This is a genomic window from Arthrobacter sp. ZGTC212, from assembly GCF_002929255.1.
Classification (GTDB): Bacteria; Actinomycetota; Actinomycetes; order Actinomycetales; family Micrococcaceae; genus Arthrobacter_B; species Arthrobacter_B sunyaminii.
Window position 1 is genome coordinate 947789 of record NZ_PJIJ01000002.1, and the last position, 20873, is coordinate 968661.

Annotated in this window: 23 protein-coding genes; 6 read left to right on the forward strand and 17 right to left on the reverse strand. The window is 61.0% G+C overall.

The features are described from left to right. Positions 1 to 82 precede the first annotated feature (82 nt). Positions 83 to 628 carry a hypothetical protein gene (locus CXQ89_RS11020; protein WP_104053990.1) on the reverse strand — a complete coding sequence of 182 codons (546 nt, stop codon included), beginning with the start codon at positions 626 to 628 and terminating at the stop codon, positions 83 to 85. Between the two features lie 158 nt (positions 629 to 786). Here CXQ89_RS11020 and CXQ89_RS11025 point away from each other — a divergent pair, with 158 nt between their 5' ends. The 3 genes from CXQ89_RS11025 (at position 787) to CXQ89_RS11035 (ending at position 2823) form a co-directional block, all read left to right on the forward strand. Then, entirely contained in the window at positions 787 to 981 is a 195-nt protein-coding gene (locus tag CXQ89_RS11025) for a hypothetical protein (RefSeq protein ID WP_104053989.1), read from the forward strand. Between the two features lie 145 nt (positions 982 to 1126). Continuing rightward, entirely contained in the window at positions 1127 to 1483 is a 357-nt protein-coding gene (locus CXQ89_RS11030) for an MmcQ/YjbR family DNA-binding protein (RefSeq protein ID WP_104053988.1), read from the forward strand. Further along, the gene (locus tag CXQ89_RS11035) at positions 1480 to 2823 is read left to right on the forward strand and encodes a replication-associated recombination protein A (protein WP_104161245.1); all 1344 of its coding nucleotides are present in this window, start codon (positions 1480 to 1482) and stop codon (positions 2821 to 2823) included. The genes CXQ89_RS11030 and CXQ89_RS11035 overlap by 4 nt, the downstream gene beginning before the upstream one ends. 131 nt (positions 2824 to 2954) lie before the next feature. On the opposite strand, the gene CXQ89_RS11040 is transcribed toward CXQ89_RS11035, so the two are convergent. The 5 genes from CXQ89_RS11040 to CXQ89_RS11060 all read right to left on the reverse strand — a co-directional run bounded on the left by CXQ89_RS11040 (position 2955) and on the right by CXQ89_RS11060 (position 8546). Then, positions 2955 to 3467 (reverse strand): hypothetical protein, encoded by a 513-nt coding sequence (locus CXQ89_RS11040; RefSeq protein WP_104053986.1) that lies wholly within the window; start codon positions 3465 to 3467, stop codon positions 2955 to 2957. A gap of 94 nt (positions 3468 to 3561) precedes the next feature. Then, a complete protein-coding gene (locus CXQ89_RS11045; RefSeq protein WP_146067229.1) occupies positions 3562 to 6057 on the reverse strand; it encodes a hypothetical protein in 2496 nt (831 codons plus the stop codon). A gap of 352 nt (positions 6058 to 6409) precedes the next feature. Further along, on the reverse strand, positions 6410 to 7183 hold the full coding sequence (locus CXQ89_RS11050; protein ID WP_104053984.1) for a cyclopropane-fatty-acyl-phospholipid synthase family protein: 774 nt from the start codon (positions 7181 to 7183) through the stop codon (positions 6410 to 6412). Between the two features lie 101 nt (positions 7184 to 7284). Beyond that, entirely contained in the window at positions 7285 to 7677 is a 393-nt protein-coding gene (locus tag CXQ89_RS11055; RefSeq protein ID WP_104053983.1) for a DUF6176 family protein, read from the reverse strand. A 518-nt stretch (positions 7678 to 8195) separates the two neighbouring features. Continuing rightward, on the reverse strand, positions 8196 to 8546 hold the full coding sequence (locus CXQ89_RS11060; protein WP_104053982.1) for a VOC family protein: 351 nt from the start codon (positions 8544 to 8546) through the stop codon (positions 8196 to 8198). Between the two features lie 716 nt (positions 8547 to 9262). Here CXQ89_RS11060 and CXQ89_RS18160 point away from each other — a divergent pair. Next, positions 9263 to 9724 carry a hypothetical protein gene (locus tag CXQ89_RS18160; RefSeq protein WP_104053981.1) on the forward strand — a complete coding sequence of 154 codons (462 nt, stop codon included), beginning with the start codon at positions 9263 to 9265 and terminating at the stop codon, positions 9722 to 9724. A gap of 17 nt (positions 9725 to 9741) precedes the next feature. Here the strand turns inward: CXQ89_RS18160 and CXQ89_RS11075 are convergent, their stop codons facing one another. Further along, positions 9742 to 10305, reverse strand: a complete 564-nt coding sequence (locus CXQ89_RS11075) for a chloramphenicol phosphotransferase CPT family protein (RefSeq protein WP_104053980.1) — start codon at positions 10303 to 10305, stop codon at positions 9742 to 9744. Positions 10306 to 11163: 858 nt separating this feature from the next. Here CXQ89_RS11075 and CXQ89_RS11080 point away from each other — a divergent pair. Further along, a complete protein-coding gene (locus CXQ89_RS11080) occupies positions 11164 to 11412 on the forward strand; it encodes a hypothetical protein (protein WP_104096790.1) in 249 nt (82 codons plus the stop codon). 62 nt (positions 11413 to 11474) lie between these two features. On the opposite strand, the gene CXQ89_RS11085 is transcribed toward CXQ89_RS11080, so the two are convergent. After that, on the reverse strand, positions 11475 to 12008 hold the full coding sequence (locus CXQ89_RS11085; protein ID WP_104161248.1) for a GNAT family N-acetyltransferase: 534 nt from the start codon (positions 12006 to 12008) through the stop codon (positions 11475 to 11477). Positions 12009 to 12493: 485 nt separating this feature from the next. On the opposite strand from CXQ89_RS11085, the gene CXQ89_RS18165 reads away from it, so the two are divergent. Then, positions 12494 to 12724, forward strand: a complete 231-nt coding sequence (locus CXQ89_RS18165; RefSeq protein WP_146067230.1) for a hypothetical protein — start codon at positions 12494 to 12496, stop codon at positions 12722 to 12724. Positions 12725 to 13111: 387 nt separating this feature from the next. Here the strand turns inward: CXQ89_RS18165 and CXQ89_RS11090 are convergent, their stop codons facing one another. From CXQ89_RS11090 to CXQ89_RS19110, 9 genes are all read right to left on the reverse strand, one after another. Beyond that, positions 13112 to 13756 (reverse strand): MBL fold metallo-hydrolase, encoded by a 645-nt coding sequence (locus tag CXQ89_RS11090; RefSeq protein WP_104053977.1) that lies wholly within the window; start codon positions 13754 to 13756, stop codon positions 13112 to 13114. 176 nt (positions 13757 to 13932) lie between these two features. Beyond that, positions 13933 to 15162 (reverse strand): ABC transporter permease, encoded by a 1230-nt coding sequence (locus CXQ89_RS11095; RefSeq protein ID WP_104161249.1) that lies wholly within the window; start codon positions 15160 to 15162, stop codon positions 13933 to 13935. Continuing rightward, positions 15159 to 15860, reverse strand: a complete 702-nt coding sequence (locus CXQ89_RS11100) for an ABC transporter ATP-binding protein (protein WP_104053975.1) — start codon at positions 15858 to 15860, stop codon at positions 15159 to 15161. The genes CXQ89_RS11095 and CXQ89_RS11100 overlap by 4 nt, the downstream gene beginning before the upstream one ends. After that, positions 15850 to 17124, reverse strand: coding sequence for a peptidoglycan-binding protein (locus CXQ89_RS11105; protein WP_146067231.1), 1275 nt, complete (start codon positions 17122 to 17124; stop codon positions 15850 to 15852). The genes CXQ89_RS11100 and CXQ89_RS11105 overlap by 11 nt, the downstream gene beginning before the upstream one ends. Continuing rightward, a complete protein-coding gene (locus CXQ89_RS11110; RefSeq protein ID WP_146067232.1) occupies positions 17114 to 18031 on the reverse strand; it encodes a hypothetical protein in 918 nt (305 codons plus the stop codon). The genes CXQ89_RS11105 and CXQ89_RS11110 overlap by 11 nt, the downstream gene beginning before the upstream one ends. Before the next feature lie 169 nt (positions 18032 to 18200). Further along, complete coding sequence (locus CXQ89_RS11115) at positions 18201 to 19229, reverse strand: hypothetical protein (RefSeq protein WP_104161252.1); 1029 nt, start codon at positions 19227 to 19229, stop codon at positions 18201 to 18203. Beyond that, the gene (locus CXQ89_RS11120; protein WP_104053971.1) at positions 19226 to 19564 is read right to left on the reverse strand and encodes a PadR family transcriptional regulator; all 339 of its coding nucleotides are present in this window, start codon (positions 19562 to 19564) and stop codon (positions 19226 to 19228) included. The genes CXQ89_RS11115 and CXQ89_RS11120 overlap by 4 nt, the downstream gene beginning before the upstream one ends. A 127-nt stretch (positions 19565 to 19691) precedes the next feature. After that, positions 19692 to 20243 carry an NUDIX domain-containing protein gene (locus CXQ89_RS11125; RefSeq protein WP_104161253.1) on the reverse strand — a complete coding sequence of 184 codons (552 nt, stop codon included), beginning with the start codon at positions 20241 to 20243 and terminating at the stop codon, positions 19692 to 19694. A 129-nt stretch (positions 20244 to 20372) separates the two neighbouring features. Further along, on the reverse strand, positions 20373 to 20708 hold the full coding sequence (locus CXQ89_RS19110; RefSeq protein WP_219815605.1) for a GNAT family N-acetyltransferase: 336 nt from the start codon (positions 20706 to 20708) through the stop codon (positions 20373 to 20375). Positions 20709 to 20873: the final 165 nt, after the last annotated feature.

Consider the following 20873-nt stretch of genomic DNA (forward strand, 5'->3'; position numbering starts at 1 on the left):
CGGTCGAGAAGTGACCGTAGCCGCTGAGTAACCCAATTCATCCGACGTAAATCCGCTGTGCATGCGGCCACGGATTAATCCTTCAGCGTCCGCCTTCCTTGATGTTGGTTCGACGGTTCGTGATTCTGAAGCGGGTGATGCGCTGGATCATGACGGGATACAAGTGCAGGATCACCCCGATCAACAGAATCTGTGCAGCACCTCCAGGGTGTGATGTCGCCACGGCCATGATGGCCAGTACTGCGGTAGCGGAGAAGCCGAGAATGTGACCGGTTTCGGACTGCTCGGTCCCTCGAAGGAAGCGGGCTGTTCCTGACGCTCCTTGCTCTGTCCGACGCATCTGCATAATGATCCTGTTCCAGCCGACGACGCCGAGCAAGCGCCGGAATGCCTCCGCTCCCAGCAGGGTGTAAATCCGTGGCTCGAATGGTCTGACCCGGTAGCGCTGGCGGGCAACGTCCACCAGTACCGGACCAGTCAGGAGCGCCATGAAGAGTAAGGCGCCCTGGACAACAAACGCGTAGACGAGGTGATCGGGTCCGATGGCGAACCAGCCGGCGACTGCAAGTCCGAGACCCGCCACCAGACCCATCGTGGACGAGCCCAGTTGTCCATGAGGCAGTGCCATCACGTCACCCGGATTCCTTGTGTGGCACCGGCTAGCGGCTGCAGTAGAACGGAAGCTGTCATGGCCCCGAGTCTAGCCAGAGCGGAGACTTTCTCTTGGTTGTCCCCCGATCGCCGGAGAATGGCAAGACCAGAAGATGCTGCGGTTAGGCTGTGCATATGACTGCTTGGAGCCGCCGCCTGTTCGCTGCCTCGATCGTTTTCGGTGTGGGCGCGGTGCTGCTGGCTGAACAGCTGCCGGAATGGTGGGGGCCGGCGTCGCTCCTTTGCATGGTCCTGGCTGCAGCTGGGTTCCTAACCTGCTCCGTTCTTGAGTACCGCCGCGGCCGCTCGGCAGAAGGCAGTTTGGGGTAGCGGCTTCACTCCAGGGTGCGGCGCCATCACTGGGTCCCTGCTCGACGACCGGGCGTGCGTACACTCGTTACGTATCAGGTTCAATCCGCCTCTGGACGCATCCGTTCAGGCCTGACAAGGAGGTCTTCAACGTGCGGGACAAGCGATGACGCTCTCCGGAGCGCGGCTGCAGCAGATTGCCCGCGACACAGCGGCATCGCTTAACGATGTGAGCCGCGGCCGTCCGTTCACCCCGCATCTGGACGTGTGGAAAGTGCGCGGCAAGGTCTTTCTCATCGTCACCGAGGACGACCCTGATCTGCAGATCATCACTGTGAAGATCGACCCGCCTTACGGTGACGCACTCCGCCGCGACCACGCGACGATCGTCCCCGGGCATTACCTCGACAAGCAGCACTGGATCTCCATTGGCCCCGGGGCCGGGATCACGCCGGAGCTGATCGAGGACCTCATCTACACCTCCTACGACCTCGCAGGTGGCCTGAAACCGGAGCGCTCGTGAACGACACACCATCCCTGTTCGAGGCCGACGACGCCTCCCGGCCCCTGGCCGACCGGCTTCGGCCCCGCACCCTGCGCGACGTCGTCGGGCAGGACCACCTGCTCGCACCGGATGCTCCGATCGGCCGGATGGTGGATGCGCACCGGCTTGTGTCCATGGTCTTGTGGGGTCCCCCGGGGTGCGGGAAGACCACGATCGCCAGGCTCCTCGCCGAGCAGACGGATCTGGCGTTCGAACCGCTCTCCGCCACCTTCTCCGGCGTCGCTGACCTCCGCAAGGTGTTCTCCGCGGCGCAGCGCCGGCGTGAGGTCGGCCAGGGCACGATGCTGTTCGTCGATGAGATTCACCGGTTCAACCGTGCCCAGCAGGACTCGTTCCTGCCTTATGTCGAAGACGGCACCATCGTCCTCGTCGGTGCGACGACGGAAAACCCGAGCTTTGAGCTCAACGGGGCGCTCCTTTCCCGAACCCAGGTCTTCGTGTTGAAACGCCTCGACGACGCCGCGCTGGAGACCCTCATCGACCGGGCAGAGGATCTCCTCGGCGCGCCCCTGCCGCTGACAGATGATGCCCGGCAGGCGCTGGTTGCGATGGCGGACGGTGACGGCCGCTATCTGCTGAACATGATCGAACAGATCCATGCCCTTCCTGCACCCGTGGACACGGCGGCGCTTGCTGCGGCGGTGCAGAAACGGGCACCGCTATATGACAAGGGGCAGGAAGGTCATTACAACCTGATCTCCGCCCTGCACAAGGCCATGCGGGGTTCGGACCCGGACGCGGCGCTGTACTGGGTGGCGCGGATGCTCGACGGCGGTGAGGACCCCCTGTTCATTGCCCGCCGCATCACCCGGTTCGCGAACGAAGATGTTGGCATGGCCGACCCGCAGGCCGTGCAACAGGCCCTCGCAGCCTGGGACGTGTATGAACGCCTCGGCTCGCCCGAAGGCGAACTCGCCATCGCGCAGGCCGTCGTCTACCTCGCCACCGCACCGAAGTCCATCGGCGTGTACCGCGGCTTCAGCAAGGCGCGTGCTGCGGCGAAACGAACCGGGTCATTGACGCCGCCGGCGCACATCCTGAATGCCCCGACACGGCTGATGAAAGACCTCGGCTACGGCGACGGCTACCAGTACGACCCCGACACGGAGACCGGATTCTCCGGTGCGAACTATTTCCCCGACGGCATGCCAAGGGAAACCTTCTACCAACCCACCGCGCGCGGGTACGAGCGGGCCATTGCCGAACGGCTGGCCCACTGGGCGAAGCTCCGAGCAGCGGCACCCGGATCCTCTGAAGCAGATCCACCCGGCACCGCGTCGAACGGGCCAGTCACCTGACTACCTATGGCCATGACCCCAGCCTGGATTCTGGATCGACTCAGGAAGTCGTCATCCGAATCCTCAGTTGATCGCTGAACTAAGCCCTGTGCGGTTCAGCCTCGCCCGGTCAGGGACACCATCCGGCGGGTCTACTGGCGGGCGCCCCCGGAATCCTTGGAATCCGCCACCTGGTCCAGGACCAGGGAGCTCGCGGCAGTGACGACCGCCATCACCAGGCGCGGCCGTGCCACCCCGCGCCGGACCAACCACGTTTCGATCCGCTTGTCCAGCACCAGGCTCAGTGCCAGGAACCCGCTCACGGCAACGCCCACCGTCGCCGCCAGTGAGGTCAAGGTCCAAGCCGGAACCCGCGCCGCGCCTACATCTGCGCGCACATAGGAAGGGACAGGTGCGGTGCTGCCGTCGTCGTCGTCGTTGGAGCCGGCAACGGCCGGGGTGACGAGGTCGACTCGCCCGGCAGCAGCCAACTTCCGCCCTTTCTTGACGCCCCTCCGCAGGGCAGCGGCTGCGATGATGCCAAGGGCGGCGCCGGGGGCGAGGACGTAGGCGCGGCGCATCCCCGGGGAGAAGTCAGCCGGGCTTTTCAGGGTGAGCACACCCGAGAAAGCGGCAAGTGTGAGCGACAGCGGTAGATTCTTCATGGCCTACACGCTACAGGCCGCCCGCAAACCTTGGTTTCGGGCCGGGATATCAACTGTGCTCGTCCGGACGCAGAGGATCGGGCTTAGTTCCGTTCTACGCCTCGCGTTCGGCATCGAGCAGGGCTTGGGCGCGCCAGGCAACATCGGTATCGCGCACCGAGAGCACCGAGACCAGGTATTCGAACCTGCGGATCTGATCCGTGTAATCCGGACCGAGGCGCTGGGCCAACGGGCGGGACGCGAGTTCCTCGGCCATCCGCCAAGCCACGGCCAACGCACTTTCGAAAAGCCGTTGGTCACTATCGGCCGCCAGCGGTGCCGACCCGCGATCGAACATTAACACCGCGTTGAGCCGCGAATCGTCCAGCCCCATGGTCAATGCCTCCAGATCCTTACGGACGGTGCGCAACCTGGCAGCGTCCTTGCCGAAGCGGCCCAGACGCATGGACATGCTGCCGCCGTAGCGCAGCACCTGGTAACCGATGAACAGGACAATCCCCATGATCGGGAACAGGAGCAGCAACAGGGGGTCCGAGTCACGAATCTGCCACGTGTAGCCGTTCCACTGCTGGGCTTTGGAGATTTGCTCCAGAGATTCGGACACCGCTTCCTCGGGCTTACTAATGAAGAATTCGCTGGTATCCCAGTTGAATCGACCCATCCGGCGGGCATCTGCGTAATAGACCTCCGAAGTCAACCACGCTGGCACCGTCGTGTACCCGTTATCGAAGAAATATACGGGCACCACCGCTTGCCCGGGGAGCAGTTCTCCGGTGCTCTCGTCAACCAAGTGGGGGTATTGGGCCTTGAGCTTCCACATGGTTTCCAGCAGATGGTTGGCGTCGACGCGCGAGCTCGCCATGGGATCCTCAGGGTCGTACTTCCGGGCATTCACCGCATAATCCATACTGAGCAGCAGGTCGTCCTCCGCGTCTCCGGCAACCACCATCACTTCCAGGTCTTCCATGAAATTGTCTTCTACGTCGCGGCGGATCTTTTCCACATCAAACCCGCCGGCGTCCGGCTCAAAGCGCAACGCCTCCAAAGGCCTGGATCCGGTCGGCAAGGTTCCGGAAGCATCATCGATACTGAACATGGCCGTCAAACTCAGGAGGAGCGCAACGAACCCCGCAACGAGCCCGGCCAGCACCTTGACACCCAGGCCGATGCCCTTGCGGAGCTTGGGATTCGCCGGGAGCCTGCGCCGTGTCTGTGCCTCTTCCTGAGCATCATCGAATTCAGGTAGCCTGCCGAAAACTTCGCGGGCCATGGCGTTTGCTGCATCCAGCGCATCCAGGGAACGGCGGGACCCCTGGGGGGCCAGGCCGAGGCTCGTGCGCAACACGCTCAGGTCTTCGGTGGGCCGCGGGACCACGACGGGACGCGCCGGCATGCGGCGCAGCCTGCGCCGGGGCAGCATATGGCGCAACATTCGGGAGAGGGTCTGCGCTTGGCGTTTGAGTCCGCGCTCCGCCCGTTCCCAGGTATGCACAGCCGGCTCGGTGCCGCCCGCCGTGCCGGCACCGGCCTCAAGCAGTGAGTCCAGCGCAGATTCGAGGCTGGTGATCATTTGGGGCTCGACGGCGCTGGCCGGGGCAGCGCGCAGACGCGTCAACAGTTCCCTGGCGGCGAATGCCAGCGGTGCGCCCAGTCGCTGAAAAGTAGTTTCACCACTGCCGAAATCTCCAATGACGGTGCCGGCCTCCATCACAGCGTCGGCTGCTGCCACCAAGTCCGAGACCTGGGTTTCGAACTTTTCCACCTTTTTGGCGGTCCGCGCCGTCATGCCGCTGCTGCGCCCGCGCACAGCCGCAACAACTTCTTTCTCGGTGCGGGCCAAGTCTAAAGACGCATCGCGCACCTTGGTCCACGCTTCGGTGAACCCCGGCGGGCGTTGTTCCGGATCGACGGCACGGTAGGTGACTTCCAGAGCTTCAAGATCCAGGACCACCCCGGCTAGACGACGTTGAGCGGCGGTAAGCCGACGGAAGCGGGCTTCCCACAGGGAGCGGCGCTTCAGAGCCTTTGACATGGCGAACGCCGTCAGCAGCAGACCCAGAACGGTACCCAGGAGCCATGGCCAGAATGATTGGTCAGACCGGTCGGAGAGTTCCAGGGAGGCTTCCTGCGCCGCGGCCACCACGGCCAGCGGCCCGTGGCCCAGCCCTACGTTGGTCTGGTAGGCATCGTGGATGTCCTGGCCTGCGACAAGGTTTTGGTCCGGGTCATCGAAGACCGGACGGATTCCCACCTTGCCGACGGCCTGTATCTGCCTGACCGTGTCGTAGGGGGCACGTTCCTTGTTGGGTTCCGGGAGCCGGGTGCTCAGCAGGATATCGGTGCCCGGTTCAAGGTTCCCCTGCTGTTCCTCAAGGCTCAATGTCCGGTCGGTGACCACGAGGGTGAGCGGCCGCCAGGAAGCAACCGGTTCATCAAGCGCCGCTTCGACCGTTTCCTGAGAGATATTCCAGGGTTGCTGGCCTTCAACAATGATCTTGACCTCGGAGGCCGGTTGCAGCGTGGTCACCACGAGTCCGGTGATTCCAATAAGGAGGGAGGTAATTCCGAGAAAAACAGGGATCCAAGGCAAGCCGAAGTCCGGCCTGTTACGGGGTCGGACCAGCTGATTGCTTTTGCGGCTCATTGACTCAATCCGGGTACTTGGGAGCGAACCTGCCAATCCTAACGACAATTCTGTATTTGCCCGGACCGGGATTACCATGCCAGCTCTTTTTGGAAATCTCAGTACCGGTGCCATATTTTCGTTTCAATGCTCGACCGCTCCGGTGAGGGGAAGCTGCAGAAACACAATTGTGTTCAGTGCCGGTTTTGAAGGGCAGCTGAAGAATTGCATTTCAACGGATTGAATGCCCAGGTGCCGCTCGGAAGCTACGATGCTACAACTGCCGTCGGGAGCTATCTGAGGCGGACGACCCGGACTCCTACCCCCTTAGGCAGAAATACGCCATCCCGAGTACGCCTCGGTAGCCCTCTTCATATGCAGCGCGTTGTTCCTCATATTGCCGACGGACCTGCCCAGCGGCGGGATGGTGGGCATCATGTGCTTCCAGCCAACGGGTGAACCTGTCGCGATATCCGGCCTCGAAGACGTCCCACTCCTGAACGCTGGCGTGGTCGGCATCCACCACCTCGAAACCAGCGCCGCTGATCTGCTCGCGTAACGCATCAGCTGTCAGGTACTCGTCATCACGTCCCGCCAGAGGGGCCGTAGCAGCCGGATGAGGTGGGGCTGACCATATCGCCTCGCCGTAGACGAGTCGGCCGCCGGGGAGCACCAGAGCTCGAAGGGCGCGCAGGGCTGCGGCGTAGTCGAGCGGCTGCGCGTCCTCTACCGGCGGCCCCCAGATCTGGCTCGCGCCGACACAGATGACAGCGTCTGCGGGGCGATCCTGAGCTTCTACCCCGGGCATCAAATCAAACGTCACCCTGTTGAGCAGCCCACGAGTCAATGCCTGTTGCCTCGCCCGTTCGATGGATGCCGAAGCACTGTCCACTCCTCGTCCCCGTGCCTGCGGGGCGGACGTCAAAACCCGAAGCAGCAGTTCACCCCATCCGCACCCCATGTCCAGAACCTCAGCCGGCGCCGGGTCGGACAAGAACGCTACAAGGTGTGCGGCACGTTCCTCGGAAAGCGGGGTGAGCCAGGTCAGGGACTCATACAGGGGCGGCAGTTGGAGCGTAGTGTCGTCGATCACTCAGTGATGTTCTCACGATTCATAGAAGCGACCGCTTGGGATATCCGCTTGTCCGGCATGGATCCTCCAGCGAGACGCAGGCCTGCGAACGGCTCATACGCTCAGTGTTTCCGCTTTGGTAAGGACCCAGGAGATTGGTTCTGCGGCAGCGGATGCATGGAGTCGATGACACGGGCGGGCATCATCGTCACCTGCGCAGTGAGGTCGACAGGAGTAAAAGCAGGATCAATGCAGGACTTCCAGAACTCGATATGTTTGGCATCAAGCCAGTGCGAAGACTCATAAAGGTCAGTACCGCCCTCGCCCCGCACGCTGTACCAATAGAGATAGTCGATGCCGTCGAGAGTCTCCGAGAAGATCGTTTCCACGTACATTTGCTCTGGCTCGAGGGTCTCCTGCACAGCCTCCATATGCGACCGCAAGAACTCCATCCATTCAGCTACCTCTTCCTGTTTCCCAGCCTGAACACGGAATCTAGTTAGCTCAACACGCATGACCCAAACCTTTCACGGCACCTTAACTTTTCTCGGCCATATTTACCGCTTGATCCTACTGGTCACGGCCCCGGTCCTGCCCGTAAGCCGGTCTCTCGGTGGTTATCTAGAACGACTACTTTCGAGCGATCTCGGAAACATGCAAGGTCGACTGCGTGGACCCTGCGGCGGGCACAACGTAGTGTGCGGACAGCAAGGTCAGAGCGGCAGGCCTCGTCGGGAGGAAATCGTGATCAAGCGGGGGAAACGTCGTTTCAACTGGCTACTTGCTGCCATTGCAGCGTCGATTGCAGGCGTTGTGGCGATGTTCTGGCGGTCGGGAACCTGTACTGACTTTGTTGCCGTGGCGGGTGAATGCAGTCTTGGGCCGTCGCCGTCCACCATCATCTTGGTGGTACTCCTTTGGGGCTTGGCGGTGTGGCTTCTCTACGTCTGGTGGAGCGACGATCGGCGAGCATGAGGCCGGGCAATGGGCGTGCCGAGACGAGCCTGACCGACGCCGACCGGGCCTATAGCATTCAGGCCTGCTCGGCTACGTCAAACTCGTTGCCCTGAGGGTCAGCGAGCGTGACCCACCGAAAGCTTTTCTCGCCCCGGCGCTCGACGAGGGTCGCCCCGGCAGTGAGCAAGCGATCGACCTCGGCGTCGAGGTCGGGAGCAGCCAGATCGAGATGGATGCTGTTCTTTGCGACGGACTGGTCGTCAACCTTCTGGAAAGCCAGCATCACCGGCAGCCCACCGCCCTCGAGGACCACGAACCAACCCCCGTTGGTCTGGGTGATCTCCGCATTGGTCTGCTCGGCCCACCAGCGAGCGAGCGGTTCGGCGTCTGTGGTGTTGATCGTGACCATGCCTAATTTGAGTGTCATGACGTCACCCTATTGGCGCCAGGATTCAAAGGGAACGAAACAGTGTGAGAGCAAGAGCACGTCCATGCGTTCCGATAGAGGAAGCCATCTCGCTGAGCAGCTTTTGAGACGTCTATCCCCGCTGTGAGACGGAGCCGTAACGCGGGCGAGCCAATCTTTTATCAGTGCTGCAGTAAGATCCGGGCGCTTGAGATGGGCGTTGTGGCCGGCGGCATCAAGGATCGCGTACGTCCCCCGGGCGTAGTGGTCTCGGAGTTTCCACCCGTCCTCGTATCCGGTGACATGGTCCTGCCGACCGCAGAGGTGCACGTCGAGCTACCTAGTACGCGGTGTCGGTATTCAGCACTGCGACTTGAGGCCGGCCCGAACGAGATAGCCATGCGGCACGACGTCCAACTGATTATGCCGCCGCGGATGTGGCGGAGCGATGGCCAGCAGGAAAACAAACTCATCACATGGTGAGGAGAGCATCAGTTGGATCTGCTGATGGATACAGCTCACAAATGCACAGGTTCTAGCAACTGGATTCGGGGGCTCACTTGGCGTCATGCTCTCGCAAGAAACGGTTTACCAGCCGGTCTCTGATTGCAGCGACTATGGCCCGCTGACCGCATCCCGTCTGGAAGGATACTGAACATGAACCCAACAGAATCCCCTGCAGGCTCACCATCCCGAGAGCGAACTCCGCGCTTCGGAACACCAACCGGGAAAATGAAATGAACAATTCACCGTCAGCCGGGCACGCTGGTCGGCATCATCCAACGGGCAAGCCTCCGGTGCTGGGACGGGGGAAGGTCTGGTTTCTCCGGACGGTGATCCTCGGTGTCGTTTTTCTGGGCCTGCTGCTCGTTGCTGGTCCCCTCACGATCGCCGCCTGGGACAGCAGTGACAGTCATCGGGCATTGATTGCATGCACCGTCACCGAGGCGGATGGAAGATATGAACATGGAAGTTCAAAGACCCCGTCATTTTGGGGAGTGACCATCAAAACCTCAGACTGTAGCCAGCTGCTGTTGATCAGAGGCGTTGATGAGTCCAACAACGAAGCCTTGGAATCAGAGCTGACACCGGGTTCACGGTTTAATTTCGAAATCGGAGAGGGCGCCCAAAGCCTGCGCTGGCTCACGGTTCGCATTGGCATGACCACTGAAGTCTTCTCTTTCGAGGAAATAGACTGACCTCAGTCTCTGCGGGCCTATTCAAGGCCCGCTGATAGCGCGAGCCAGCCTGCGACGTCGCGCGCGCAGTCTTCAGTCGAGCGATTTGTGGTGCTGACCTCAAAGTCGTAGATCACTCCGTTGTGCACGCTCAGAGCCTGTGCCCGTCCCATTCCTTCCGCCCGATCGGGCCGTTGTGCTTCTCGGGACGCGGCAACCTCAGGAGCACAGCGCACTCCCACCCACACCATGCTCACGCCGGCAAACGTCGACTGTATACGCTCCTGTCCGGTTCCGCCGGAGAGCATTACCTCATCAAGAATCAAGTGCGCCCCCGCCCTGGCCATACTGCTCAGCCCCGTGTACCAACTGAGCTCCAGAGCACGGTGCGCAGCACTAAAGGTGATCGTGCCGTCGTGTACGTAAGTAATTCCCGCCCGTGGACTATCACCACGGTTGGGAAGTGCCTCAATAAACGTGTCAACACCGAATGTCAGCCACAGGCCTGGAAGCATTTCCTGAAGAGCTCGACTGATTGACGACTTTCCAGAGCTCGAGCCTCCGTTCAGCACGATTACCTGCGGATTCAGTTCGGAGTACATTCCTTGAGCGTAACCGAGAATAAGAGGCACGGTTTTTATCCGTAAGCGGATCCGTCGAGGGAACTCCGTCTCGGGACTTACTGCGGGTCCACCCTTGTTACATCATCAGACTTGCCGGGCGGAGGTGGTGGATTGCGGACCATGTTCGCACCAAGATTCGCCATGTAACTGACAAAAATAGCTCCAGGAATGCCAAGAACCAGTAGTGAGTACTCGGTTGGTACGAGGAAGCGCAGCACGAAAAATACAGCGAGGCAGATTCCGAATAAGAGAAGGATCCTGGTCGGCGCTTTCCAGTTCTTCATACGCGGAGTTCCGTTCGTAAAGTAACTAGCTTTTGCTTTCAGTGTGCCTGCCTACCGTCGGCAAGCCCAAGCTGGCGTACCCGGGATGATGGGATCGGCCATGCGCATTGAGGGTCCCCCACCGCCACATCGTGTTCGGTTGGACAGCCAAAGACGGAGCTGCACTGACCTCATCGATGGCGCAACAAAGTACTAGCGGGGACGTGTGTTTGGACTCTCGTCAGGTTTATCTCGAATTATTCGAATCCAGGGCTCGCCCGCCTTCCGCTCTGTTCTTCTGTTCCGGTTGCTCCAAAGTACGAACGCAATTATCAGAAGAACTAAGACAAGCGGAATCAAGATGGCGAGGAAATCAACTGCATCATTATTCATGTCGGCGCCTTCGCAGGACAACGCAAGCATTCATACCTGAGATCGTACTCCGCCCGCTGAGGATTCCTGGTAAAGGATCCTTCATCGCTCGATGCTGAAAGCAATTGAGTCTGCGTTTACTAAGACTAAGCTCGAGATCGAAAGCCTCAACTGTGAGGCTTCACCATAAGTTGGAGATGACATGAATGAACGAGCCCATCCGACGGTACGTCGTGGCACTATTTGGTGGACGCTGCAAGCCATGGCTTACAGCGGGCTCACTGTCGCCTTGGTGTTTCTCGCCTTCTGGAAACCCTCGAATCAAGCAACTGTCGTAGCCGTTGTAGCAATTATTCTCGGGCCCCTTCTGGCCTTTATGGCGATCCGACAGATCAGAAGCCTTCGCTATGAGTATCGCTACTCCAACGACGATGCGGAGCAAGTTGAGTAAGCAACGCTTTCTCTAGAGCGATACGACTGCTGACACCCGTCGTCGTCCCAGTCAGGCAGCGTTCAGCGGGCAGTCGGGATGGGTTCCGTTTCTGGCCGTGGGTCGGTCTGGAGTCGGGCGTGGGTCTCGACGTCGAATCGCTCAGTTCCGTACTGCAGCTTCTGTCGCTCAAGTCCTTCGATGATGAACCCGGCCCGGGTAGCTACTGTGCAGGATGCCCGATTATTGACGCGATGTCCTAGCTCAAGACGGAAGAGACCGTCCTCAAAGGCTTTGTCTGCGACGGTCGCAAGTGCGCGGGAGGCATACCCGTTTCCTCGAGCTGCGGAGGCAAGCCAGTAGAACACCCAGGCAGTCCTATGGCATCGGTCGATCGCTGAGAGGCCGACGTTGCCTACCGCAACGCCGTCAACGCTGATCGCCCAATTGCAGAATGATTCACTGAAGGGAAGCTGCTCACTGATGTGATGACGCGCGAGTTCGAGCGTGGAGAGGTTTGCACCCCCGAACTGCACGTGGAGATCTGTATCTTCCTGGTACACGGTGCAAAGGGTGGGAGCATCTCCGAGTATCCAGGGCCGTAATTCAATAGTCACTTTATAAATACCAATACGTTTGATATTTTGCCGCGAGATAGAAAAGTAAAAAAAATCCTTAATCGGGTTGGCCTTCCTGCCGATCCTCCCCTAGTTGGAATAATTCCGAAATAAACGGAAGGTTCTACTAGTAGGAATTCAGATGGAGTTGATGTGCTGAAACGGCCGGTCGGGAAAAAGTTAGTCGCAGAAGCGGACAGTACCTCACTGTTGATGGGCTTGACAATCGTGGGGGGCTTATCAATGGGACTTGTGTCATGCAGCGGCGCCAACATCGACGAGGCTGACGATGCACCAACTCCCGCTATCGCTCAGTCAGCAGCAGACTCTGAATCCAACCCTTCTGAGTCAAACATTCTTATTACTGACCCCGTTGAATATTACGAGGAATACCCCGACAGAACACGGCCGTCGTTCGGGCCTCTGAACTTGTCGGTCAGTATTCAGGAATAGGTACACAAGATTTCGCTGAGTTAGCTACATCCGTGTACAGCAACATAACCATATTTGTGACGTGCGCAAATGACGCACCTTACGAAGTTCGAGCAGGAACAGAAACCGATGCTGAGCAGTACTCGTACGGTAGCGATACCTGCGGCCCGGGCTTTTTCAATCATGGAACCATTCCGTTCAACAACGGCCCAATCGTGAGCTTACGCGTTGAAGTCCCTGAAGATACCGAATACACCCTCACTGTTTACGGCGAGCTTGCCTAGACTCCACGCCACTTCCAGGCCATACGAGGGCTCTGAAATGTCGCAAGTATTCCGTACAGTCCTCACCTCGTCGCTAGCTGCCGGCGCACTGCTCATCGCACCCGGGGTGCCGGCTTTGGCCGCCCCCACCAAGCCGTGAGATGCCGCCAACGCTTCGCGTCAGACCACCGCCAGCGTGGATGCAGGTGTCGTCTTCGCAAAGGTGGGAGGATCAGTCGCTGCGACGGTTGGTGCTTCCACCTCAGTTTCTACCGCCCCGGGTGGGTCGTGGACAGTTCCAGCCGGGAGCAGCGGGGTTGGCTGGAGATTGGTAGCTCTGCCTTCCCCGGTTGGGCTCATGGGACCACGACCACGAGCGATGTCTCGGTCGGGAGTTCTAATTCGAGGTCAGAGATGAACGGTTTCGCCGACGAGGAGGCGTCTGATATCAAGTCCGGCACGTCGGGCTTCGATATCGAGGACGGAGTCCAATACTTGCAGCCCCCAATGGTTGAGCAACCCGTCATGAATTGCATACACATGATCCCGTTGCCGTGTACGGATGTACTCGACCAGGGCAGGAACTGTCAGCCAGGGAGCTTGCCCGGGAGCCAGAAGGACGGGTGCGGGAACATCCGTCAGCGCGTCTCCGGGGTGCAGAACTGTGTCATTGATGAGGAACCCGATGTTGTTCACAGGGCTAGCGTCAGGGTGGCTGTAAGCATGCAATGATCCAACGGCTGCTATCTCAAAGTCACCGATGGAGACCGTTTGGCCGTCCTCCATCACTTCCACATGCTCTCGAACGCGCTTGGATGCCTCTAGCTTCTGGGCAACGCCTGCACATGTAACAATCCGCAAATCTGACCTGGCCGCTACAGCGGCTTCAAGGATGCCTTGATCGAGGTGGTCGAAATGCTCATGAGTAATTAGTACTGCCTCGGCGCCATGGCAGGCTTCGGGCTCCGGGGTCAAAGCACCCGGATCGATCACGATCGTAGTTGCGCCCTCTGTGAGCTGAACACAAGCATGACCGTACTTCGTTAGATCCATACCAGAACCCCTTCCAGTTGCGGTGTCTTCGAGTAATTCACCCATTCGCTCTGACAGTAGATCACCCTGGGCCTGGGCTCCCTGCACCCTGCACCCTGGTGGATCCTTCACCGCGATACCTCCCGCAGGGAGGAGTGCAGTGCCGACCAACGTCCCAGGTCTTGGACGTTCCGGCGTTACCGGTTCAGAGCCTGGGCGGGCGGAATGCGTGTTGCAGTGAGAGCAGGCCAGAACCCTGCCAAGGCCCCCGCTAAAGCCCCGGCTGCTACGGCAGCCACAGCCAGTCGCAGATCCAGGATCGGCTGCCACCGGTTGGACAAACTCACAGCAACGGTGACGAGGATGCCGACCCCCGCCCCGGCAGCCCCGCCCAGCAGGCCAAGAGCGGTTGTCTCACCAAGGAGTTGAGCGAATATGTCCCTGCGCCGTGCGCCGAGTGCCTGCCGGAGCCCAATCTCCCCAGTCCGCTGGGCAATGCCAGCCATTGCCGCATTTCCAATGGACACCGCTCCGACCACCAAAGCAATGACGCTCACCAGCAGGCTCAGCTGGGTGACCCCGCCCTCAACCTCCTGGCGCAGGGTTTTTGGATCCGGCGGTGCTACAACCGCCAGTGTTTCCGGTGCATTTGGCTGCAGAGCCAAAGCAATCTGCGCCCCCACCTGGGCGGCCGCTCCCGGAAGGGTCGCGACCACTGCCTGAGGCCGCTGCGCTCCCTCGACTGCGAGTTCCGGTGCCAAAGACAGAGGGACCAGAGCTGCCGCCAAAGCGTCGGGGCCGCGAGCCACGTCATCATAAATCCCCGTCACGGTGTACGCTCGTCCGCCCACGTATACAGCAACGCCGGTGCGGGCTACCCGAAGCCTCTCGGCTGTGCCGGCCGCCAGCATAATGACGTGGTCACCGCGCTGCTGATGGCCTGCATCGAAACTGCGTCCCAGGACGACGCGCGGATCCATGGCCGCCAGTGCGCCGTCATCCAGGGCGATAAGCGGAACGGGCTCAGCAGTGTCGAAAGTGTTGGGTCCCCGGGCAATGGTGTGTCCGTCAATGCCAAGGCGCACACCGGCCGCGGTAACGCCGCTGAGCATTCTGGCATGGTCCAGCCGTTGTGGTTCGGCCCATTCCGGCAGGAAGGAGTCAGTCTCGAGGCCAGCGCGCTGGCCGTTGCCGGCTTCCACCGTCACGGTGGTGGCTCGGCGGAGGTCAAAAGTGGCCGACACCTGCTGGTTGATAGTTCCGGAGATGCCCAGCGTCGCGACGAACGCCGCCGCGCTGAGCAGGGTTCCCACTGCGGTGAGCATGGACCGCCAAGGCGTTCGTGCAATGGACCGCCAGGCTTCAGTGAGCAGGTCGGCGGTGCGAAGCCGGGTTGCCGGCAAGGCCTTGTTTCTGGATCCGGTCATTGGTCCAGCTCGCTGACAACACCGTCATGCACGTCCAGCCTCCGTGGGGCCTGCCTAGCCAGAAAATCGTCATGGGTGACCGTCAGGATGGTCAGACCGGAGGCGTTAAGTTCCTCAAGCAGATCGCAGATCACCCCGGTGTTACGACTGTCCAGGTTGCCGGTCGGTTCGTCACAAAACAGCACGCTGGGCTGCTTGGCGACGGCACGGGCGATGGCCACCCGTTGGCGTTCCCCGCCGGAGAGTTCCCGGGGATCTGCATGCATGCGCCGGTCAAGTCCGAAGCGGTGCAGTGCCTGCGCCGCGAGGTCCCGCCGCTCGGCCCGGCTGTGCCCGGTGAAGAACATGCCCAGCTCCACGTTCTCCAAGGCGCTGCGGCCGTCGAGCAGATGGAAGGATTGGAAGACGAAACCGAACTTGTGCCCGCGCAGGGAAAGAATGTCGGGGTTGGCCGCCGTCGTGGTTTCGATCCCTTCCACCCGGTAGGAACCGGTACTGGGGGAATCCAGCAACCCCAGCAGATTCAGCAACGTGGACTTTCCCGAGCCGGACGGTCCCACGAGGGCCAGATAGTCGCCGCGGTAGACAGTGAAGCTGGCGGCACGGAGGGCGGTGACCGCGGCGGGGCCGTTCCCAAAGGTCTTTGAGGCGTCCCGGACTTCCAGCACCGGTTGCTCAGCAACCAGGTCACTGCTCATGGGTCATACCCACCACGACGATGCTGCCCACAGGCAGGGATTCAGCGTTTTCGGCAGCAATTGCGACCCAGCCCCCGATATCGCGGCCGGGAGTCACTGTCACATCCAGGGAATCCGTACCGGCCTGCGGGTCTGCAGCGACGGTGACAAATGAGGTTCCGTCGCTGCGGGCATAAAGAGCGGTCACTGGTACTGCCACGACCGGTTCTGGATCCCCTGCCAGGGTCACGCGGATCAGCAGGGTGCTTCCCTCGGGAGTTGGGGCCGGAGCGGTGCCGCTGAAGCTGAAGACCACCTTGATCCCGTTGCCAACGCCTGGCACTTCCATCGGTTCAGTGCCGACCGAGGAAACTTCAAGGGGATGCTCGGTGTCGTCCCGTGAGTCTGTCAACACTGCCTCGTCGCCGGCGGCATAGGTCGCCGCAGTTCCGGCGTCCAAGACGGCGACGGCGATGTTCGCGCCGGCGTTCAGGCGCAACAGCGGCTGTGCGGGTTCGGCGAGATATGACCCGACGCCGGGCAGTACCTGTGTCACGGTGTGCAGTCCGGACGGAATCAGGACAACGCTGGCAGCCGGAAGGGAAGCCCCTCCAGAGGATGGCGCCGAGGTATCCGGATCCGCGACGACATCCGGCACTGCGGTGCCCGATATCTTCGCTCCTGACCCGGACGCCGCGAGGGCGTTGTCGGTTCCGGCAACGGGCGCGGTGTAGCCGCGGTCGGTATAAAACATGCTCAGACCGCTCTGGGTGAGGGGATCCAGAACCCCGTTCAACGAGGTGGCGTAACCGAGATCAGCCAAGGTGTTCTGCAGCTGAACGACGTCCGGACCCCGGCTGCCGCCGGTAATGTTCCGGTAGGGAGCGAAATTCCAGTCCATGGCAAACACCGGTTCGCCGTTGGCCTCCAATACCGTTGTCCCCGGGCTGATGCTGCTACCGGCGGTAACCGGGACAGCTGTGATTACCGGAGAAGTTGCCGCCAGCGCGGCGGAGGGCACGACAGGGGTGCTGTCGCCGGAGCTGATGATGCCTCGCAGCACCGTCTCCTCGGTCAGTACCCGCTGTTCCACTGACGCAGTGACCGGCCGTGCCGGCGGGGGCAGGGCATCGGCGGCCGCCTGTTCGGCCGTTTTGAGCTGTGGTGCGACCAGGAAGGTTCCGCCTGCCGCTCCCAGGATCAGTGTGGCCACACACAACGCGAGGGCTACGGTGCCTCGACGGTACTTTCGGTGGGGCCGGGCCGTTCCGGGTTCAGCGGCCACTGAGATCAGCTGCCTTCCGCGCCAACTCCTGGATTTTCGGATTGAGCTCGCCCAACTCAGCTTCGTGTTCGGCAACAATTTCTGTCTTTGCTTCGCTCAGCAGAGTCTCGAATTCCTCGCGGGCACCTGTCTGCCGGGAGCACTCGTAGTACTTCACGGCCAGATCCGACTCAGCCGGTGTCGGAACGTAGGCCACCTCGACGTCGCCCGGAATGATCTCCACGCCCCGGGTCTGTTTGGGGCCGCTTCGTTCCGGGGACACCACCGGCTGTCCAAGTTCGATGTCCGGCCGAATACCGAAGAGCTGGTCCTGCGCGACGGTTACCGGTTCGCCGGCATCGACGAGGCACTGGGCCACGGTGTTCTGCAACCGGACCAAGTCTTCCGAAAGGGCCGTGCCAAGTGCCCCGAATGCGTTGCCGAGCTGCCTGTACTCCAGATGGATTTGATGGGCATCCGGGCCGAGCGCATCCCACGCGGTGGCATCGCACGCCTCACTGATGGCGCCTAAGGAACTGTCATGACCGATGACCTTGGCGGGAGCCGGGCCGGCCGATTCCTCCCGCAGCCCCCGGGTCATGGCGTCCTGTTCGCTGGCGAAAAAGGCATTGTCCGTGGTGATCTGATCTGCGTCCTGACGGGCGCGCTCCGTCGGGCTTTTCGGAACGAATGCTTCGAACTCCCTGTACCCGTTGTCCACAAGGCAATGAAAACGCAGGACATCCTGCCCAAATTCGATGGTGTCCACCTCCTCCGCGAGGTAAATGTCATAGGCATCAGCACCAGCTTCGGCAGGGCCCACAGCCGTTTCCGCCGCGCAGCCGCCGAGCGCTGCCGCTGCAGTGAACAACGCAGCCGCGTAGAGTCCGCGGTGCCGTCGGTTGCCGGCACCGGGAACAGTTGCCATGGACCGTCCGGCATCTCGGATCACGGCTTGCAAAGATGTGGGGAGCATAGAGTTCCGGTGCATGAGGGTCCTTTGTGAGACTGGTTTTTGGGTGTCGTTCAGTGCCGGAGATGCCTGTCAGGCATGGCCGTGAAGTACTACAGGAGAAAAGAGAGCTGCTGCTGCAGGATTAGGCTGGGCGGAGCGTCTTCTTCTTGAAGGGTCGCAGGATCAAAGCGGTAATCGCTCCCGCGCTCAAAGCGGAGATAAGCAGCGGCGTGTTCCACTGCCAGAGGCCGCTCTGGCCAGGGGGCAGCACCGGAGCATACCCAGCCAAGGGTCCGCTCCACAGGAACGCTATCGCTGGAGCGAACATGACAACCACTATGGTGGTCCACGGCAGCTGTCTGGTGGTGCTCAGCAGCAGCACGACTACGACCAGCATTGATGCGGCGGCGGCCAGTGTCAGAGTGTGGGCATCCACCGGAGCGACGCTCAACGGGTTGTAGAAGAAGAGGGCTTGCTCTCCGGAGAGTCGAAAAACGGCCAAAGCTGTCCCTGCGGAGGTGAAACACACCGCGGCGGCAGCAAGCAGTACCCGGCCTGGGCGTGTGGCCGGCGGAGTACCGACCAACGCGACAATGGCCAGAAAGCTAAGGGTCAGCATCGTATGCAGCGGCGGCGCCAGAGTACCTGTCAGTTGGCCTGCCAGACTGACCAGTGGAGCGCCAGCAGCCGCGCTTAAGAACAAGGACCGGCGCAGCGCTGTCCGCTGCAGCAAAGTGCATAAAAATGCCGCTATGAGTAGCAGATAAATCAGGGAAGCGCCGGTGGTGAACGGGCCGAGGGAAAGAGCCTGTTCCGTGAATCCCTGCCCGGTGGGCCGCCAGCGCAGCGTACCGGGACGAACCCAGGGGCCCCACTCTCCCAGCAGCATCATGGTGACAGCGAGATAGAAGGTCAGAACGGTGGCGGTGAAGGCCAGAACGCTCCGGCGCGTTCGGCTGACCCGGCCGAGCAGGTGCATGGCGCGGGCTATTAGACCGCTGCCAACAATATTCAGCAGCTCGGAGGCGGTCGGAGCGCTTCGATGTTCGCTCCGAGCCACGTCAAGCAGCACCCCGATGAACTCGTCGCCCTGTTCCTCCCGCCAACGCCGGGGATAAGCGGACAGGGCCCGCTGATAGGTGGTCTCCAATTCGGAAGCGGAAGTGTTCATGCGCCGGCAACTGCCGCGCGGAGCCTGAGCTTTGACATGGCCTGTCGTGCGTTGGCTGCCAGCCGGTCTGCTTCGCGTCCTAATGTCGTGGCCCCTTCGTCCGTGATCCGGTAGTAACGGCGGGCACGCCCGTCAACAATCTCCTCTCCGGAGACTTCCACCAGGGCTTCATCGCGTAACCGGTCCAGAACACCGTAGAGCGTTCCGGGCTGAAGTTTTACCCTGCCGCCGGAGAGCTCCTTAGTTTCGGCGATGAGCGCGTAACCGTGCTTGGGGCCATCGGCCAGCGCTGAGAGGACCAGGAAGGTGGGCTCGCGCATTTCGTGCTTACTCATGGAAGGAACGATACTCAGACAATCTATATATTCGTCACAAAGAGATATAACGGTTCGATTACTCCTCTTGGGCACTGCCACCTTCTGGCCGTGCAGATATGGAAGACCGTCGTCATTTGGGTATCCGTCACCGGACGATACGCAGTGCCTGCCTCGCAAGCGGCCAGAGCGCGTCGAGGCGGGCGGACCAGGGGTCAGCCATGAGGCCCGCACACAGCCGGCGGCCGACTTCCTCAAGCGACACCCACTCGGCGGCCATGACTTCGCTCTGCTGCAATCTCAATTCGGTGTTCGCCGGCGCGTGGGCAGTATAGAAATCAAGAAGAGCTGCTGCTTCAGCAAATCGATCAATCGGCGTCAGCGCGGACGGCGGAATCTCTACCCCCGTCTCCTCCCCCAGTTCTCGAATCCCCGCCTGACGACTTGTCTCACCGCTGAGAGCGCTTCCACCGGGGAACTCCCATCCGAAGGGAGATTCCTTAGTTGCTGCACGTTGGGTAAGGAGGACAGCTCCATCCTCACGCTGGATACAAACTGCGACGATCAAATGAAAAAACCCGGACGGCCAGTTCGCTGCGCCCCTGCGATAGGTTCTACCCGTCGGAGACCCTTCGGCATCCACGACGTCCCACCACTCATCAGTACTGTTCGTTTCGAAACTCGTCCAGGACGTTGGCATGTCTTCACCTTAGTAGGCGGCAAGTACCCACGACATGATTGAGACTGCCCGGACACCAATAGGCTCACGGAGACTGGTCGGCCACAAACCGCTGCAAAAACCAGGCCACAAACCGCTGCAGCTCACAGATCAGTGTTGAGGTGCAGGGCGAATCGTGAATGAACCCATAATTTCGCTTCCATCGACGGGGGTTGTGATGTTGAAGGAGAGGCTACGTAACACTCTCTGGGCTGCTGTATTACGCGCGGTGGTCTTTGCTTGCACTTCATGTGCTCCCAATAAGCGAGCTTTGCGCAGCACTTCGGCGATTGCCATCCTCCCGATGCCTTGACCGCGCGTCTTGCGGATGAGCCAAATTCCTGTTTCCAGCGCCCCTTCTACACCCGTTTTTTTCAGACGGACTGAACCAACGATGTTCTGGTTGACGACTACAGCCCATGTGGCCCGCCGGCAGCTCCAGTCAATCCGTCACGACAGCGTTGGTGGTAGGCCCGCAGCCAATCCACTCGTGCCACAGTCCACGACGGGCCAGGTGTCAGCGGAGGCGTCACTTCATCAGCCGTTGCATCAGTAACTGCCGCGCGGACCAACTGTCGGAGCACGACGTCGTCGACAGGAACCAAGCTAACT